Below are 19,108 nucleotides of genomic sequence, written 5' to 3'. Positions count from 1 at the left end.
AATAATTCCTACCTTCTATATAAGTTCTTTTATATTATCCTTTCCCTTAAAACGACTTTTAATGAGTAAATATTGCTCCATTTCATATACAAGTTGAACAAGTTTTGCACGTATTTCAAATTCTTCACGCGTGACTGGTAACGGCATTTCTCTAAATAGCTCTCTCATTTCTTGAAGCTGCCTTAAGGAAATAACTCCTGTACTTTCAGGGCTAATCGCATTTCCAATGTTTTCAACAACATCGGCAATCATATCAGCTTGTTCATATGTCCATGATAAAGAAGCCGCTAACGGTATCATTCGCTCTAAAATTTCGAATTGTTGCATACGCATATTAAAATAACGATAGTAATAGTCATCTTCTCGCATAAATGCATTCTCAAGTTTCTTAAACGATAAATCACTTGCTTCATTTAGCATGTTCTCAGTTTCGATGAGTTCCGCTCCGCTCCAACTACTTTCTCGATTTCGTAAATACACAACCATTTCAAACAAAATCGTTTTAAAATTACTTTCTATTGTATCCTGATACTCCCTTAGCTTATTTTCACTGCTTGGCATATACATGTTCACTAATAGAGCCACACTAATTCCTATCGTCAATATAGCAATTTCATTTCCAACTATAAGCCATGTAATTTGTTTCAATGAATATAGATGCATGACGATAACTGAGCTCGTAACAATCCCTTCTTGAATTTTAAACATAACTGCAGTCGGGATAAATGTAAGTAATAATACACTAATTGCAAGTGGTGTATAACCAATCGTTTCAAAAATACAAAACGCGAATACCATTGATAACACACAAGCTAAAAAACGATGTAACGATACTTGAAGCGATTTACGCTTCGTATTTTGTACACATAATATAACTAAAATACCCGCTGAACTATAAAATTCTAATCCTAATAACTGAGCAATAAAAACGGCTGCGCCTGTCCCTATTGCTGTTTTTACTGTACGGTATCCAATTTTGAACATATCATTGCTCCTATATGTATAAATGTACTTACAGTTAGTATAAAAAAAGGATGACACAGTGTCATCCTTTTCTGCTTATTATTCACTTAACCTTTACACATTACAATATCTTTTGTAAAAATTGTTGCGCACGTTCACTTTTCGGTGCTGCAAAAAATTCTGCTGGGGCACTATCTTCTACAAGCTTTCCACCATCTAAAAAGAGAACACGGTCTGCTACTTCTTTTGCAAATCCCATTTCATGTGTAACGATAGCCATCGTCATTCCTGTCGTAACTAATGATTTCATAACTTCTAACACTTCTTTCACCATTTCTGGATCTAGCGCCGATGTCGGTTCATCAAATAACATAACTTCCGGTTCCATCGCTAACGCTCTTGCAATTGCTACACGTTGCTTTTGTCCTCCTGAAAGGCGATTCGGATACGTATCTTTTTTATCTAATAATCCTACCTTTTCTAACAGTTTTTCGGCTTTCTTTTCAGCTTCTTGTTTCGTTACACCTTTTACATTGATAGGCGCATACGTAACATTTTCTAATACAGTCATGTGAGGAAATAGGTGGAAATGCTGAAATACCATTCCGACATTTTCACGAACATGCATTATATTTGTTTTCGGATTCGTTACTTCTTCCGTTCCAATCCAAATGTGACCATTTGTCGGTGCCTCTAACACATTCATACAGCGTAAAAATGTTGATTTTCCTGATCCAGACGGTCCGATAATTGCAACTACTTCCCCTTTTTCAATTGTTGTTGTAATCCCTTTTAATACTTCGTTTTTTCCAAATGATTTATGAAGGTTTTCAATTTTAATCACTTTTCTTCATTCTCCCTTCAATTGCCTTCCCGACTAGTGTAAGAATAATGACTAACATATAATAAATCAGTCCAACAAAAAGTAATGGTTCAAGATATTTAAACGTTTCACCGCCTACAATGTAAGCACGGCGCATTAAATCCGTCGCGCCTATTACCGTTACTACAGCCGATTCTTTCGTAAGTGTCGCAAACTCGTTTACAAGTGCCGGTAATATATTTTTTAAAGCTTGAGGAAAAATGATATTTCGCATCATTTTTCCGTACGGAATTCCTAAAGCCATCGCCGCTTCTGTTTGTCCTTTATCAACCGCTTGAATGCCGGCACGGATTACTTCTGACATGTATGCACCTGAATTCAAACTAAATGCTAGTACAGCTGCCAAGAATGCTGGTATTTCATAACCAATTATTTGTGGGACACCGAAATAAATAATCATTAATTGCAATACAAGTGGTGTACCACGAAAAATTGATGTATAAAGATCTGCCGCTATATTTAATGCTCGTATTCTAGCAATTTTACAAAGTGCTAATAACGTGCCTAAAATAAATCCCGCTAAAGCGGATACTGCTACAATTTTTAAAGTAACTTCTAGACCTTTTAATATATACGGTATCGAAGGCGTAATCGCCGAAAAATCTAAGTTCATTCTTTTCATTCCCCTCACAGAAAAGTGAAAGGCAGCTTATTTTCCGCTGCCAAACCATTTCTTCACTAATTTATCCATTTCTCCATTTTCCTGCATTTTTTTAATCACTTTATTAAATTCAGCTGTTTTATCACTGTTTTTCGGAAGGGCAATTGCAGATCCTACTTCTTCTGGCGCTTCTTTAATTTCAATTCCTTGTAAATCTTTCATTTTCTCTAAATAATTTTTAGCAACTGTGTCTTCTATAATTGCAGCGTCAAAACGACCAGCTTTAATTTCTTGTACGATTTCTGGTATACGGTCACGTCCCTCAACTTTGAAATCTACTTGTTTTTTAAATTCTGCTGCTTTCTCTTCTTGAATAGATCCTGTTTGTACCCCTACTTTTTTCCCTTTTAAATCCTCTACAGATTTAATATTAGAATCCTTTTTAGAAACGACCATGTTTTTCGCAACAAAATAAATATCTGTGAAATCAACATTATTTTTACGCTCTGCAGTTGGCGTCATACCTGCCATTACGAAATCAACTTTTCCTGAGCTAAGAGATGCTAATAAACCACCAAAATCCATATCTTTCACTTTCACTTCATAACCAAGTTCTTTTCCGATATATTTAGCAACATCAATATCAAAGCCGATAATTTCATCACTTTTTGAAGCTTCTACGTATTCATATGGTTTATAGTCCGCTGAAGTACCCATAACCAGTACTTTTTCATTTTTTCCAGTAGCCTTTTCTTCTCCATTACTACAAGCACTGAACATACTTACAATTAAAATAAGTGCAAACGATATTGATAATAACTTCTTCATCTTTCTTCCCCCTAATGATGTATATTTAAAAGTTTAATAGAATATTTATTCGATGTTTGTATTGTATCAGCACTTTTATTTTTATGCAATATATAAAATAAAAATAAATAAAATACCATTAAAAACTTCATTTACAATGCATAAAATAATGTATAAACTAACATCTAACTGTATAATTCATCACTTTGAATAATAAATAAAAAAGGCGATACACCCACTTAATCGTGGGTATACCGCCTTTTCAATTATTTATTCCGCTATTTGCAGATCGTAAACGCCCAATTGGTGAGGGCTGATAATCAGTAGGGATGCCCCCACTGATTAAAGTTTCATTTTATAGTTCTTCACAATTTTCTTCGAAATACGATTGTAGTTTCGCAATGACTTGCATTGGTTCATGACCTTCAATTTCATGGCGTTCTACCATCGTTACAATTTTCCCATCTTTTAATAAAGCAAATGATGGAGATGAAGGTGGATATCCTTCGAAATACTCACGTGCTCTTGCTGTTGCTTCCTTATCTTGGCCTGCAAACACCGTTACAAGATGGTTAGGACGTTTATCATAATGTACGGAATGCGCAGCAGCAGGACGAGCAATACCGCCTGCACAGCCACATACAGAGTTCACCATTACAAGTGTTGTTCCATTTCTTTTAAACGCTTCTTCTACTGCTTCTGGCGTCGTTAATTCTGTATATCCAGCAGAGACAATCTCTTCACGCGCTTGGCGAACAACATCATTCATAAAAAAGTTAAAATTAATCAATCTTTTCCCTCCTCTAATTCTACCTATTTGTATCTTACCAGTTAATGTTTATGAAATACAAGTAAGTTTACTTGCATTTGGGTATAGAAAAGGTGTTAGAGCAGGGCTCTAACACCTTTTCTTAATGACCACGATGTTTTTTCTTTGCTTTTTGTACTTTGATTAAACGTCTTCTTTGTTTTTCAGCTTCGCATTTCTCTTTAGATTGCACTTTCTTCTCTTGTTTATGCAGTTCATAAGATAAACTAATTGCCTCTTGCGCCTTAGTAAAACGTTTAACATTTGTTTCTTTTGCTGCTTGTCGTATGTTACGCTTTATGTTTTTAGGACGCTGTTTTTCTTTAACTTCTACACCACATTTTGCAAAGTGTTGAAAATGCTCTAAAAGTGAACCATTCACAAACATAAGCACTTCTTCATCTGACGGTTCCGCTCCAAAAATATATCTCGCTCCATACAATTTCCCTTGTTCTTTGCATGTAATAATTCCAACAAAAAATTGGCCATCGTGATATACTGTCAACTCCATTGACAGCCCCTCCTTAAAAAAATTAGAAATACGGGACATCCCGGAGGGGAAGGTTACTGACATGAAATCATGCGTCTGGACTACCAACCAGAGCTGTGTTTTTGTATTTCTTTCACTATCATTATATATTTTTTTCCATAATTTTCATATATTCAGCAATCATTTTTTTATGTGATCCTACAATATAGTCCGGTAGTTCTGTTACTGGGAAGAATTTAAGCTGAACTGCTTCTTCTTTATTCATAACAAAATCCCCTTCGTATTCATCCGTATAATAAGCGGTCGTTACAGATTGAAATTCATCACCGTTTGCTAATTTTGTAAAATAGTTCGCTCCAGAAAATACATTAATTAATCGTAGGTTCTTCACTTCTATTCCCGTCTCTTCATATACTTCACGGCAAGCTGTTTCTTCTGGTGATTCGCTAAGCTCCATGAGCCCCCCAGGCAGCCCCCATTTTCCGTACGGCTCTGTTCTTTGCTGCAATAAAACATCTCCATTTTCATTTATAACGAGTACAACAGCACCAACTAAAATTAAAGGGCGATGACCAACTATTTTCCGTAATTCTTCTACATATCCCATCGTATCCCTCCTTTTTCGTTGTCCACACTATTGTATCATATGTATGAAACGACAAAATGCGTATATTTTTCATTTTTTTAACAAAATATTTATTTTATGTGCTTCATCTACTGTAGCCAACATAATGGATTCGACTTCTGTACTCTCCTCTAGAAATTCTCTCGCCCACTCTTCTGTTTTTCCTAATAAAGCAAGAACATCTTTCTGAATCCTCCCATCCTTTACTAATACAAAAGAAACTGGAGATTTTTTTCCCGCCACTTTAAGATCAAGTCGCGAAACTGCTTCATATTCTGGATACCGAAATATAGAAACGACACCGTTCGCTTCCCATAATGCTAATTTGATCGTTTGAATATCGCTCACATTTCGCATACGAAGTTCCGAAAATAAATATTCCACGGTAATTCTCGCTTTTTTCAAATTGCTAAAATCAATGGAACCATTGTGTATAAGAATGATAGGTGCTGGCTCTAAAAAGCGTCTCCATCTATCCCATTTCAGCATTAAAACTGAGCTTATGATGTGTAGTACAACGAGTATAAACGTTGTAATCATCGAACCGAGTAATCCGACCTTTTCATCAGATAGCGCGTTAGAAATATTCCCACCTAGCAATAACACTAATACAACATCTAAAAATCGAAGTTGTGCGATGGATCTTTGTCCCATCGATTTCGCAACTAATATTAAAAATATGTACGCTATAATAGCTCGAACAACCCATTCGCTATTAGAAAGGTGCCGTGCTCCTTCAAAAATATGCATATGCATCACATTGCACTCCTTAAACATTCCAAACTACAAGTCTGTTTTAGTTTGCAACGTTTAAGAGCATATATGTAAAAAAGCTGGTTCGTTTTTACACGAACCAGCTTTTTTTACTTAACTGAAAACATATATTTTTTATACGTTTTCCGTACCGATAATATGAGCCCCATCATAATCATATTCGAGAATAAGGAACTTCCCCCATATGATAAGAAAGGTAACGCAATACCTTTTACAGGCATTAATCCAACGATCATACCGATATTTTGGAATATTTGAACCGTTAATATTCCAATCGACCCAGCACATAATAATGTACCGAATAAATTATCAGCAGAATAACCGATAATAATTGTTCTATATAGTAGTAATAGGAACAAGAATACAACTAACGCCGCTACTATAAATCCGCCTTCTTCGGCAATTGTAGCGAAAATAAAGTCAGTATGCTTCTCTGGGATATAGACATTCCCTTCGCCAAATCCTTTCCCTTCCATACCTCCGCTACCTACAGCTAAAATTGATTGCTGCGTTTGATAACCTTGGTCTGTATGTTCAAATGGATCTAACCAACCTAAAATACGTGATTGTTGGTGAGGCTTTAATAATGTAACTAAATTTTTAAAGAAGAAATCCTCATACCTTACGTAAATAAATATTAAGGTGGTTAATATGGTCACTGGAATAACTGTACATAATGCTATCAATTTTTTCTGAATACCTGACATAAATAAAATACATGCAATAGCAGCAGCATATAAGAACACCATACCTGTATCTGGTTGGCTATATACAACGGCCATAGGCGGGAGAGATACTAGCATAATTTTACCTACTAGTTTTAAATCCGTCTGGAATGTCCTCGCCATATACTGCGCATTATGTTTCACTGCTATACTTGCTACTATGAGAAGCAATGAAATTTTGAAAAACTCAGACGGTTGGATTTGTCCAAATACAGGAAAAACAAACCATCGTTTTGCACCTAATTTTTCAGGTGTGAAACTGGAAACCGGTAGTATTTTCAAAAGAATAAGTGAGCCAAATCCAGCAATATAAAGCGGCCAAGACAATTTTTGCAATTGATCTAAATCAATGCTTGCAACAAGAAGTAACAATACAACCCCAATTATGTAGTTGACACCTTGTTTCATAGCAAAGTTTGCATCTCCATATTGTCCGGTTTGCTGACTGCTATATATAGCAGTTATACTTATAACACAAAATGCAAACAAAATTAAAATTAATTTTACATCTAAACTTTTTAGAAACTCGGTACTTCTTTTCATGACATCCTCCTGAAACATTGTTACGGCAAAATAAAAAACCAGGAGTCAATACTCTTCATGTTTTGACGACTGATTACACATTATCTATAAAACACTTATATAGAATAACTCTCTTTTTCATACAATACAATATATTATACTACAGTTTCGTCAGTAAGATTTGCCAAAAAAATTATTCTTTTTTTATTTTATATCCATATACCATATATCAGCAATGTATTTTCGTAAATTCCTAATACATAATCGTCCATTGTAAGATTACTGGGAAAAGTGTTGTACATATAGTAGGAGTAAAAGAAGAAAAAATAAGATAATAAAAAGCTCGCATAAGCGAGCTTTTTATTAATATACAGATGTATTATTTTCTGACGTGTTTTCTAAAATTTCTTTTACACGTCCTAAGAACTTACCACAAATTAAGCCATCAAGTACGCGGTGATCAAGTGATAAACATAAGTTAACCATATCGCGAGCACCGAACATACCGTTATCCATAATTACTGGTCGTTTTACAATTGATTCAACTTGTAAAATAGCCGCTTGTGGGTAATTAATAATACCCATAGATTGAACAGAACCAAATGATCCTGTGTTATTAATTGTAAATGTTCCGCCTTGCATTTCGTCCGCTTTTAACGATTTCGTGCGTACTTTTCCTGCAAGTTCTGTAATTTCACGAGCGATACCTTTAATCGTCTTCTCGTCTGCTTGCTTAATTACTGGTACAAATAGTTCATCCTCTGTTGCAACAGCGATAGAAAGGTTAATATCTTTCTTCTGAACGATTTTATCGCCAGCCCACATTGAGTTAATTTGAGGATACTCTTTTAATGCTTGTGCTACCGCTTTTACGAAGAAAGCAAAGAATGTTAAGTTAAATCCTTCACGCTTCTTGAAATCGCCTTTAATTGAATTACGGTATGACACAAGGTTTGTCACATCTACTTCAATCATCATCCAAGCATGAGGCGCCTCGTGCTTACTACGTAACATGTTCGCTGCAATTGCTTTACGCACACCTGTTACTGGAATTTCGATATCTCCAGGCATTGTCGGTACAGAAACTGGTTTCGCAGCTTCTACTTTTTGTGCTACCGGCGCTGCTTTTGGTGCTTCTGGACGCACTTCTACTACAGCTGCTACTGCTTCCTCTTTTTTCGCACCTGCTTGCGGAATATTTCCAGATTCCACTAGTTTTAAAATATCTTTACGAGTAATACGACCATTTGATCCTGTACCTTCTACTAGATCTAAGTCAACATTATGCTCACCCGCAAGTTTTAACACAGCTGGTGAAAAACGTGGTTTTCCATCAGTTGGTTGTTTCGCTTTTGGTGCTTTCTCAGCAGTAGTTACTTCTACCTTTGGTTCTTCTTTCGTTTTTTCCTCTACAGCTGTTGCAGCTACTTCATCTGCGCCTTCTACTTGAATGACACAAACAACCTCACCTACAGCTAATGTATCACCTTCACCAGCGATTAGCTCTTTCACAATACCAGTGAAAGAAGATGGTACTTCTGCATTTACTTTATCAGTCATTACTTCTGCAAGCGGATCATATTTATTTACGTGATCGCCAACATTAACGAGCCATTTACTAATTGTACCCTCTGTAACGCTCTCCCCGAGCTGAGGCATTGTAATATTTTCTACAGCCATGTATAGTCCCCCCGATTAAAATTCCGCAAGTTCACGCATTGCTTTTTCAACTTTATCTGGATTTACCATAAAGAATTTTTCCATTGTTGGTGCATATGGCATTGCTGGAACGTCTGGACCTGCAAGACGTGCGATTGGTGCATCTAAATCAAACAGACAATTTTCAGCGATAATAGCTGCCACTTCACTCATAATACTTCCTTCTTTATTATCTTCTGTTACAAGAAGAACTTTACCAGTTTTTGAAGCAGCTTCAATAATTGCTTCTTTATCTAATGGATATACAGTACGTAAATCAAGAATGTGTGCAGAGATGCCATCTTGCGCTAACTTCTCAGCTGCTTGAAGAGCAAAGTGAACACATAATCCGTATGTGATAACAGTAATATCATCACCTTCACGTTTTACATCTGCTTTTCCGATTGGTAATACATAGTCATCTTCTGGCACTTCACCTTTAATTAAGCGATATGCACGTTTATGTTCGAAGAATAATACTGGATCTTCATCACGAATTGCTGCTTTTAACAAGCCTTTTGCATCGTATGGTGTAGAAGGGATAACAATTTTTAAACCTGGTTGGTTTGCAAACATCGCTTCTACAGATTGTGAATGATACAATGCACCGTGAACCCCGCCGCCAAATGGCGCACGAATTGTAACTGGACAAGTCCAATCGTTATTAGAACGATAACGGATTTTTGCTGCCTCAGAAACAATTTGGTTTACCGCTGGCATGATGAAATCAGCAAACTGCATTTCAGCGATTGGACGCATACCATACATTGCCGCACCAATTGCTACCCCAGCAATTGCAGATTCTGCAAGCGGTGCATCAAGCGCACGATCTTCACCAAATTGATCATATAAACCGTGTGTCGCTTTAAATACGCCACCTTTTTTACCAACATCTTCTCCTAAAACGAATACTTTCTCATCGCGTTCCATTTCTTCGCGCATTGCTAATGTAATAGCATCAATATAAGACATTACAGCCATGAAACGTTCCCCCCTATTCTGCGTATACGTGCTTCAATGCATCTTCAGGTGCTGCATACGGAGCATTTTCTGCATATTCTGTTGCTTCATTTACGATATGCATAATTTCGTCTAACATTTGTTTTTCAGATTCCTCAGTTAACACGCCAGCTTCTTTTAAATAAGCTGCGAATGTTATAATTGAATCTTTTTTCTTTGCTTCTTCAACTTCTTCTTTATCACGATAAACACGATCATCGTCGTCACTAGAGTGTGCTGTTAAACGATATGATACTGTTTCAATTAAAGTTGGACCTTCACCACGACGGCCGCGGTCTGCTGCTTCTTTTACAGCTTTATATACTGCAAGCGGATCATTTCCGTCTATTGTATATCCAGGCATACCGTAACCAATTGCACGATCTGATACGTTTTTACATGCTAATTGTTTTTCAACCGGAATAGAGATTGCGTATTTATTATTTTCACACATGAAAATAACAGGTAGTTTGTGTACACCAGCAAAGTTTGCACCTTCGTGGAAATCACCTTGGTTTGAAGAACCTTCTCCGAATGTAACGAACGTTACTAAATCTTTCTTCTCCATTTTTCCAGCTAATGCAATACCAACTGCATGTGGTACTTGTGTTGTTACTGGAGATGAACCTGTAACAATACGATTTTTCTTTTGACCGAAGTGACCAGGCATTTGGCGACCACCAGAGTTCGGATCTCCAGCTTTCGCGAAAGCAGACAACATAAGCTCTTTCGCTGTCATACCAAACGCTAATACAACACCCATATCACGGTAGTATGGTAATGCATAATCTTTTTCTCTATCAAGAGCGAACGCCGCTCCAACTTGCGCAGCCTCTTGTCCTTGACAAGAAATTACGAATGGAATTTTACCTGCACGGTTTAATAACCACATACGTTCGTCGATTTTACGTGCAAGTAACATCGTACGGAACATTTCTAATACTTGCTCATCACTTAAGCCAAGCTCTTCATGGCGCTTTTCTTTTACTTCTGCCATTTTTCATAACCTCCTAAATCCACATTTTTATGCGTGTAACGCTTTTCCATCTACAGCTAATGCTGCTTCACCAATCGCCTCAGATAATGATGGATGCGGATGAATTGTATGTGCTACTTCCCAAGGTGTTGCATCAAGTACTCTTGCAAGACCAGCTTCAGAAATCATATCTGTTACATGTGGTCCAATCATATGAACACCAAGAATATCATTTGTTTCTTCATCAACTACAAGTTTTACAAATCCATCTGATTCTCCGTATACAAGTGCTTTTCCGATTGCGCGGAATGAGAACTTACCTACTTTTAACTTGTAGCCTTTTTCTTTCGCTTCTTGTTCTGTTAAACCGACAGAAGCAACTTCTGGACTGCTATATACGCATTTTGATACCATAGAATAATCAATTGGTGTAACTTCTTTACCAGCAATATGTTCTACTGCAACAATTCCTTCATGAGAAGCAACGTGAGCAAGCTGTAAGCCACCGATTACATCACCAATTGCGTAAATGTGAGATTCTTTCGTTTGATAAAACTCATTTGTTTGAATGTATCCTTTTTCCACAACGATATCCGTATTCTCTAAACCAATATTTTGCGTATTCGCTTGTCGTCCTACAGATACAAGCATTTTTTCTGCTTTAAATTCTTTATTCTCACCGTTATGTTCAGCTTGAATTGTTACTCCATTATCTTTTACCAATGTTTCTGGTAATACTTTTGCACCAGTTACCACTTTAATACCTTTTTTCTTGAATAGACGCTGCATTTCTTTTGAAACGTCCTGATCTTCTAGTGGTAATATCGTTTTCGCATACTCTAACACTGTAACTTCTACACCGAAGTCAGCAAGCATAGATGCCCACTCAATACCAATTACACCGCCACCAACGATAATGATCGAGCTAGGAAGCGTTTCCATTTTTAGAGCATGATCTGAAGACATTACGTACTCTCCGTCTAACTCTAAACCTGGTAATGAATTTGGACGAGAACCTGTTGCAACAAGTACATTTTTTGGAATTAACATTTCATTCTCTTCTCCACTTGCAAGTTCAACTGAAATTGTCCCTGGCATCGGAGAGAAAATAGATGGGCCCAGAATACGGCCAATACCTTCAAACACATCAATTTTACCTTGTTTCATTAAATGTTGAACGCCTTTATGAAGCTGCGTTACAATCTTCTCTTTACGCTCTTGTACTTTCGCAAAGTTTAGTTCTACATTACTTGCAATAACTCCGAACTCTTCGCTTTTTTTAGCAGTTGCATATACTTCCGCACTACGTAAAAGGGCTTTACTAGGAATACATCCTTTGTGTAAACAAGTACCACCAAGATTTTCTTTTTCAACAAGTGCAGTTTTTAAACCTAGTTGTGATGCACGAATAGCAGCAACATATCCACCAGTACCACCGCCAACGATGACTAAATCATATTCTCTTGCCATTATCTCAACCCCTAGCTACTGTTTGTTTTTCTCTTACAACATACTCTTTCGCCGCTTCTTCTTCACGTAATACACGTAGTGCTCCTTCTGCTAACGCTTCTAACTCATCTTCTCCTGGATGTACGATAACATCTGCAATCCAATCTACTCGTTCTTTTATTTCATCAACAAGAATTTTACTGTACGCAAGTCCACCAGTTAATACGATTGCATCAATTTTCCCGCGAAGTACCGCGCTAGCTCCGCCAATCTCTTTCGCAACTTGATATGCCATTGCTTTATAGATAAGAGTTGCTTCAGGATCACCTTTTTCAACCATTTGTTCTACTTTAATCGCATCATTTGTACCGATTAGACTTACAAGTCCACCTTGTCCGACAAGCTGTTTCACCATTTCGTCTCGGTAATACTCACCAGAGAAACACATTTCAACTAGTTGTCCTACCGGTACTGTACCAGCACGCTCTGGACTAAATGGCCCTTCTCCGTTTAAGCCATTATTTACATCGATAACTTTTCCTTTTTTATGAGCACCAACTGTAATACCGCCGCCCATATGTGTAACTAATAAATTTAAATCCTCGTATTTGTGATTTAATTGATCAGCTACTTTACGAGCAACTGCTTTTTGATTTAATGCATGGAAAATACTTTTGCGTTCCATACCAGCAATACCACTTATACGAGCAATTGGCTCCATCTCATCTACAACGACCGGATCCACAATGAATGCAGGAATATTTAATCCAGAAGCAATTTCATAGGCTAAAATGCCTCCGAGGTTTGAAGCGTGATGACCACTAAACCCATTTTTCAAATCTTCTAACATCGCATCGTTTACTGTATACGTACCGCCTTCGATTGGACGAAGTAATCCGCCACGTCCACAAACAGCGTTTAATTTTGAAATGTTAATACCATGAGAATGTAGAACTTCTAAAATCGTTTCTTTACGAAACTCATATTGGTCGATAATTCTCTTATATTTTCCAATCTGTTCTACGTCATGACGAATCGTTTCTTCTAGAACAGGTCTTTCATTATCAAAAACACCAATTTTTGTGGATGTACTACCTGGGTTAATAACAAGAATTCGATTTACAGACAATGTTGCTACCTCCACTAATAAATTCAAAAGGGAGTGGAAACCTCATAAGAGGTATCCACACCTTTTGTAAAAGTTATATATGAATGATTAGCGACGGCTAATAATGTCGTGACCGTTGCGTAAGTATGTGCTACGAGAGTTTTTCAAGCTTGCAATGCGCTCTTCAGCTAGACGATCTGCTGCTACATAAGTTGCAATGCCATCGCGTTTTGAAATTTCGATTACTTTTGCAATTGTGTCATAAATAGACTCAACACGCTTTAATGCACGTTCTCTATTGTATCCATATAATTCGTCTGCTACGTTAATTACGCCACCTGCGTTAATAACATAATCTGGTGCGTATACAATACCCATTTCATGAATGATGTCGCCGTGACGATCTTCTTTTAATTGGTTATTTGCAGAACCTGCGATTACTTTTGCTTTAAGTTGTGGAATAGTTTCATCGTTAACTGTTGCACCTAATGCACATGGTGCGTAAATATCACATTCAACAGCGTAAATTTCATTTGGTTCAACAGCTGTTGCACCGAATTCTTCTACTGCACGTTGTACAGCTTCTTTATTAATATCTGTAACGATTAGTTTTGCTCCTTCAGCGTGTAAATGTTTGCATAGGTGATATGCTACGTTACCAACACCTTGAACAGCAATTACTTTTCCTTCTAAATTATCAGTACCGAAAGCTTCTTTCGCAGCTGCTTTCATACCACGGTAAACACCGTATGCAGTTACTGGAGATGGGTTACCAGAAGAACCGAATGATGGTGAAATACCTGTTACAAAGTCAGTTTCTTCATGGATAATATCCATATCATCTACAGTTGTACCAACATCTTCAGCTGTAATGTAACGTCCGTTTAGTCCTTGAATGTAACGTCCTAACGCACGGAACATCGCTTCGCTCTTATCTTTACGTGGATCACCGATAATTACTGTTTTCGCACCACCTAAGTTTAGACCAGCTGCTGCGTTTTTGTATGTCATCCCTTTTGCAAGACGCAATGCATCTTCAATCGCCGCTTCTTCAGAATCATATGTCCACATTCTTGTTCCACCAAGAGCTGGTCCAAGAGTTGTATCATGAATTGCAATAATTGCTTTTAAACCAGATTCTTTATCTTGACAAAATACTACTTGCTCATAATCATATTTTTCTAAGTATTCGAAGATTTCTAATGTCATTGTCGTTTCCCCCTAATGTTTTACCCTTTTTGGTTTATTTTGAAGCAGTCGCAACTGCCAATGCTAATGAATATACTTTTGTTTCTGCTGAATCAGCACGAGACGTTAAAACAATCGGTGCTTTTGCGCCTGCAATCATTGCTCCTACTTTGGCATCCGCAAAGTAAACGAGTGATTTATATAGCACATTTCCAGCTTCAATCGTTGGGACGAGTAAAATGTCTGCCTTACCTGCTACATCACTTACTATGCCTTTATGCTCTGCTGCAATTTGTGATACTGCATTATCTAAAGCAAGTGGTCCATCAACGATACAATCTTTGATTTGTCCGCGGCGATTCATTTGTGTTAACATCGCTGCATCAATTGTCGCCTGCATCGCTGGATTCACAACTTCTACTGCTGCGATTGGCGCCACTTTTGGCAACTCAATTCCTATTGCCCGGGCAACTTCTACAGTATTTTGTATAATAGCAGCTTTCTGTGTTACATCAGGTGCGATGTTCATCGCTGCATCTGTAACGAAAATAAGACGATTATAATTTGGAACTTCAAACGCTGCTACATGTGAAAGTACGCTACCTTTACGTAACCCCCACTCTTTATTTAACACAGCCTTCAAAATATTTGCTGTTGGGATGTTTCCCTTCATAAGCACATCTGCTTCACCGTTTCTCACAGCTTTAACAGAAAGTTCTGCAGCCTCAGCATTTGATGTTGCTGCAATCACTTCAATATGTTCTGAAGTTTGTAAACCATGTTCTTGTAGCATCCCCATTATTTTTTCTTGATTTCCATATAGACGAAATTGAGCTAGCTGTAATGTAATTGCTTTCGCTACAGCTTCAATTACTTCATGATCTTCAGCTACTGCTACAGCCACAGTTTTTTTAGGCTGTCCTGCTGCTTGATCAATTAAGTGTTCTAACTTCATATTTTGTAATCAACCCTTTCCGTCGTCCCTCGTCTATTTATAAAGCAAATACCGTGCCAACTTTTAAAAGTGGTCTTACCAATAATGAAAACGCATTCAAAATGCAGTAAAATCAATACTTTGGAAAATAACAAAAGATTCTGTCTTATTTTGTCACTTTTTGTATACCATGCAATAAATTGCACGGTACGCAATTTATTGCATGCTATTTTTTGCACAGTCATACTTTTCTAGCTTATAATATAAATTTCGAACTGAAATTCCTAACGCTCTTGCAGTTTTTGTTTTATTCCCATCAAATTTCTCTAAATATTTATGAATGATATTCCCTTCAAACTCTGTCACTAAATGTTCAAGTGGCTTTTCTTCTAATTCAGGTAACAAGTTATTTTGTTTCAACTCCTGCTGCTCTTCTTTATGTAAAGGTGGTAAATGATGCACATCAATATATATCTCGTTATAATTCATAAAGATAATAGCTCTCCCTAAAATATTTTCAAGCTCCCTCACATTTCCAGGCCATTCATATGATTGTAAATATGAAATAGCCGAATCGGTAAGCCCCTCAACATTTCGGCCATAATCTTGATTTATTTTTTGAATTAATCTTTCTGCAATCGCCGGTATATCTCCTTTACGCTGACGAAGAGATGGAATTTGAATTGGAATTTTATTTAAACGATAATAAAGATCCTCCCTAAATTCCCCTTCTAAAATAGCCTTTTCCAAATTCACATGTGTTGCTGCAATTACCCGAACATTAATAGGTATCGCTTTCGTCCCACCAACTTTTACAATTTCTTTTTCTTGCAGCACGCGAAGGAGTTTCGCCTGTGTATTAGCAGATAACTCTCCTATTTCATCTAAAAAGATACTGCCGTTATTTGCTTCCTCAAAGAACCCACGTTTCCCGCCTCTCTTCGCTCCAGAAAACGCACCCTCCTCATAGCCAAATAACTCACTTTCTAACAGCGTCTCTGAAATAGCCGCACAGTTCACACGAACGAACTTATTATATTTTCGATTACTCCCATTATGAATTGCATGCGCAAATAATTCTTTACCTGTGCCAGATTCTCCGCGTAGTAATACAGTTGCAGGTGTATTCGCTCCCAGTTTCGCCTGTTCAATAGCTGCCGTTGTTTCATCTGAATTTCCGACAATATCATCAAATGAATATTTCGCTTCTAATGTTCGAATGATTTGCCTTGCTCTATTCAATTCATTTGTTAACTTTTGAATTTCTGATACGTCACGAATTACACCGACGCTTCCTTTCAATATACCATCAACAATGACTGGCGCTACGTTGACGATTACATCTCGCTTTTTTTGACCAATTTTCATATGTATTCCACGTACCGCTCGGCGTGTTCGAAGTACTTTCATATGCATACTTTCACCTTCTACAATATCTGTTGTAGCTGGTTGTCCAAGTATATCTTCTTCTGTTAATCCAGTTAACTTCGTATAGGCGGGGTTAATTACTAATCCTCTTCCCTTTTCATCCACGACCGAAATCGCTTCCTCCGATGAGTTAATAATCGCCTCAAGTAACGTTTGAATCTCTTTTAAATCCGTAACTTCTTCCGCGAGATCTACGACTTCTGTAATATCTTTAAAAATCGCAAACGCTCCTTGCACCTCTCCTCCCTCTTTCAATATTGGAATACGTGTTGTAATAATTTTCTTTTCATTCTCTAACGTCAGTTCATAATTCACTTCTATTTGTTTCGTTCGTATGATACGAAGCAACTTACTCGTTGGAATCACGTCTAAAATATGTTTCCCTATTGCGTTTTCTTTTTTATATCCGATAATACGCTCCGCACTTTTATTAAAAAGGCGGACTTGCCCCTCTCGATCGATGACAATCATACCGTCATGTGTAGAATTTAAAATTAAATCCCCTTGTTGTGTTTGTTCTTCTAATTTTCCAATTAAATCTTCCTTCTCATGCGCTAATCTCGTAACAATTTTTGCAATATCACCTGGTATAAGAAGAGTATCTTTATCCTTTTTCTCTAATAAAACTTTATGTAAATTATCGTCACCTGTCATATCAAACATTACATCAATGTGCATAGAAAGAAACGGAGTTATACTTTCTCCAATCGTAATCCCATATTCCTTAGCAATTTGTAATCCTTTCGCCATCGGATTTATATCTATAACCCCTATAATTTGAAATATATTCGAACTTTGTAACAGATTCAGCAGTGTACTACCACCTTCACCTGCACCAACAATTAACACCTTTTGTTTCATATCGTACACTTCCTCTCGAAGTATCTCTGCAATTTTTTTCACACCCTTATCTTACTCGTTCAGCAATCTCTTGACAAACCCCCTTTTCATATAACATCATTAAAATATACTAAATAATCTGAAAAGGAGCGTTATGTATGCAGCGTTACCTCGCTCTATTATTAGCACTCATTCCCATTTCATTAGCCGTGCTTGGCATTAAGTTAATGAGGGATACTTTATTCGGCATTCTATTTCCACCAATCTCTATACTATGGTTACAATTTTTAATCGGAGCTTTCTGCTTCGCACTCGGCTTTTATATCTTTGGTGGCTTCGTCTTACACCGGGACCGCAAACGAAATAAAGTTCAAGCCCGCTTTAGAAGATAGAAAAATTTTCTTCTATTAATAAGGTAAAAAGTTAATCAATTAGCCCCATCACTCTGGCTTTTCTGGCCCCTATTCCCCACCTACCTTGTTTGCGGCGGGATTCTTAGCCTGAAAAATAGCGGGATAAATAAAAAAATGAGACCGTTACATTCGGTCTCATTTTTTTATAGGCAATAAAGTTCTTGCTGTTTCAGGATAATCCGTAATAATCGCCGATATATTCATATCAAAATATTTACGCATAAGTGTTTCTTCATTTATTGTATAAGGGCGAACCTCTATGCCACTTTCTATCGTTAGTTCAGCAATAGCATCTGGAAGGTAACGATAATTCGGATGTACTGCTGTTGCACCCATTTTTTTCGCATATGCCCACGGACTATGCAAACCTTCGCGATATAAAATAGCCGTTTGAATATCAGGAGCCATCATATGGCATCGTTTCATACTGTAGTGATTAAACGATGAAAATATAACCCGATCCTCTAGGCTAAATTTACGCACAAGTGTTATAACCTCTTCTTCTAAACCTCTATATGGGATTTTATTATTTTTAAGTTCAATATTAAGTAGTAAATCTGTTTTTACAAGCCATTCTAATACCTCTTCTAAAAGTGGTATTTTACAAAAACCTACTTTATCACCAAATTTATAACTTGCATTTAACTTACATAAATCCTCATATAAATAATTTCGAACGGCACCTTTTCCATTTGTTGTCCGGTTCACCGTTTCATCATGAATAACGACAACCTTTCCATCTTTCGTTAATTGAACATCAAGCTCAATTCCATCCGCTCCAAAAGACTCCGCCGCTTCAAATGAAATCATTGTATTTTCTGGGTATGTTCCCGCTGCACCACGATGTGCAAATATAAGAGTCATCCTCACTCCCCCA

At 37.1% G+C, this 19,108-nt stretch carries 19 protein-coding genes; 1 reads left to right on the top strand and 18 read right to left on the bottom strand.

The window, feature by feature from the left end:
- Positions 1–15: 15 nt before the first annotated feature.
- From DN410_RS16315 to DN410_RS16225, 17 genes are all read right to left on the bottom strand, one after another.
- The gene (locus tag DN410_RS16315) at positions 16–984 is read right to left on the bottom strand and encodes an aromatic acid exporter family protein (RefSeq protein WP_149177264.1); all 969 of its coding nucleotides are present in this window, start codon (positions 982–984) and stop codon (positions 16–18) included.
- Between the two features lie 100 nt (positions 985–1,084).
- Positions 1,085–1,807, bottom strand: a complete 723-nt coding sequence (locus DN410_RS16310) for an amino acid ABC transporter ATP-binding protein (RefSeq protein ID WP_070172670.1) — start codon at positions 1,805–1,807, stop codon at positions 1,085–1,087.
- On the bottom strand, positions 1,800–2,459 hold the full coding sequence (locus tag DN410_RS16305) for an amino acid ABC transporter permease (RefSeq protein WP_001046917.1): 660 nt from the start codon (positions 2,457–2,459) through the stop codon (positions 1,800–1,802). Before DN410_RS16305 ends, DN410_RS16310 begins: the two co-directional genes overlap by 8 nt.
- 36 nt (positions 2,460–2,495) lie before the next feature.
- Positions 2,496–3,275: a transporter substrate-binding domain-containing protein gene (locus DN410_RS16300; RefSeq protein WP_149177263.1), complete on the bottom strand. Its 780-nt coding sequence runs from the start codon at positions 3,273–3,275 to the stop codon at positions 2,496–2,498.
- A gap of 334 nt (positions 3,276–3,609) precedes the next feature.
- A complete protein-coding gene (locus DN410_RS16295; RefSeq protein ID WP_001979317.1) occupies positions 3,610–4,023 on the bottom strand; it encodes a BrxA/BrxB family bacilliredoxin in 414 nt (137 codons plus the stop codon).
- 142 nt (positions 4,024–4,165) lie between these two features.
- Positions 4,166–4,573: a YjdF family protein gene (locus tag DN410_RS16290; RefSeq protein WP_149177262.1), complete on the bottom strand. Its 408-nt coding sequence runs from the start codon at positions 4,571–4,573 to the stop codon at positions 4,166–4,168.
- Positions 4,574–4,694: 121 nt separating this feature from the next.
- On the bottom strand, positions 4,695–5,159 hold the full coding sequence (locus tag DN410_RS16285; RefSeq protein WP_149177261.1) for an NUDIX hydrolase: 465 nt from the start codon (positions 5,157–5,159) through the stop codon (positions 4,695–4,697).
- A 69-nt stretch (positions 5,160–5,228) separates the two neighbouring features.
- Entirely contained in the window at positions 5,229–5,933 is a 705-nt protein-coding gene (locus tag DN410_RS16280; RefSeq protein ID WP_149177260.1) for a DUF421 domain-containing protein, read from the bottom strand.
- 107 nt (positions 5,934–6,040) lie between these two features.
- Positions 6,041–7,219 carry an FtsW/RodA/SpoVE family cell cycle protein gene (locus DN410_RS16275; RefSeq protein WP_149177259.1) on the bottom strand — a complete coding sequence of 393 codons (1,179 nt, stop codon included), beginning with the start codon at positions 7,217–7,219 and terminating at the stop codon, positions 6,041–6,043.
- Positions 7,220–7,561: 342 nt separating this feature from the next.
- Positions 7,562–8,878, bottom strand: coding sequence for a dihydrolipoamide acetyltransferase family protein (locus tag DN410_RS16265; protein ID WP_149177258.1), 1,317 nt, complete (start codon positions 8,876–8,878; stop codon positions 7,562–7,564).
- Positions 8,879–8,893: 15 nt separating this feature from the next.
- The gene (gene bfmBAB, locus DN410_RS16260; protein ID WP_000290071.1) at positions 8,894–9,877 is read right to left on the bottom strand and encodes a 3-methyl-2-oxobutanoate dehydrogenase subunit beta; all 984 of its coding nucleotides are present in this window, start codon (positions 9,875–9,877) and stop codon (positions 8,894–8,896) included.
- A gap of 13 nt (positions 9,878–9,890) precedes the next feature.
- Positions 9,891–10,892: a 3-methyl-2-oxobutanoate dehydrogenase subunit alpha gene (bfmBAA, locus tag DN410_RS16255; protein WP_000852551.1), complete on the bottom strand. Its 1,002-nt coding sequence runs from the start codon at positions 10,890–10,892 to the stop codon at positions 9,891–9,893.
- 27 nt (positions 10,893–10,919) lie between these two features.
- Positions 10,920–12,341, bottom strand: a complete 1,422-nt coding sequence (lpdA, locus tag DN410_RS16250; RefSeq protein WP_000090438.1) for a dihydrolipoyl dehydrogenase — start codon at positions 12,339–12,341, stop codon at positions 10,920–10,922.
- 4 nt (positions 12,342–12,345) lie between these two features.
- Positions 12,346–13,449: a butyrate kinase gene (buk, locus tag DN410_RS16245; protein ID WP_149177257.1), complete on the bottom strand. Its 1,104-nt coding sequence runs from the start codon at positions 13,447–13,449 to the stop codon at positions 12,346–12,348.
- Positions 13,450–13,536: 87 nt separating this feature from the next.
- Positions 13,537–14,637 (bottom strand): leucine dehydrogenase, encoded by a 1,101-nt coding sequence (locus DN410_RS16240; protein ID WP_088230995.1) that lies wholly within the window; start codon positions 14,635–14,637, stop codon positions 13,537–13,539.
- Positions 14,638–14,671: 34 nt separating this feature from the next.
- A complete protein-coding gene (yqiS, locus tag DN410_RS16235) occupies positions 14,672–15,571 on the bottom strand; it encodes a phosphate butyryltransferase (RefSeq protein ID WP_000763071.1) in 900 nt (299 codons plus the stop codon).
- Between the two features lie 195 nt (positions 15,572–15,766).
- Positions 15,767–17,839 (bottom strand): sigma 54-interacting transcriptional regulator, encoded by a 2,073-nt coding sequence (locus DN410_RS16225; protein ID WP_149177256.1) that lies wholly within the window; start codon positions 17,837–17,839, stop codon positions 15,767–15,769.
- Positions 17,840–17,976: 137 nt separating this feature from the next.
- On the opposite strand from DN410_RS16225, the gene DN410_RS16220 reads away from it, so the two are divergent.
- Entirely contained in the window at positions 17,977–18,210 is a 234-nt protein-coding gene (locus tag DN410_RS16220; RefSeq protein ID WP_149177255.1) for a DUF2627 domain-containing protein, read from the top strand.
- 156 nt (positions 18,211–18,366) lie between these two features.
- On the opposite strand, the gene DN410_RS16215 is transcribed toward DN410_RS16220, so the two are convergent.
- A complete protein-coding gene (locus tag DN410_RS16215; protein ID WP_149177254.1) occupies positions 18,367–19,095 on the bottom strand; it encodes a glycerophosphodiester phosphodiesterase in 729 nt (242 codons plus the stop codon).
- Positions 19,096–19,108: the final 13 nt, after the last annotated feature.

Source organism: Bacillus sp. SH5-2 (assembly GCF_008368905.1).
Classification (GTDB): Bacteria; Bacillota; Bacilli; order Bacillales; family Bacillaceae_G; genus Bacillus_A; species Bacillus_A luti.
The sequence above is the reverse complement of the archived record's forward strand: the minus strand, read 5'-3'. Positions and strand labels throughout refer to the sequence as shown.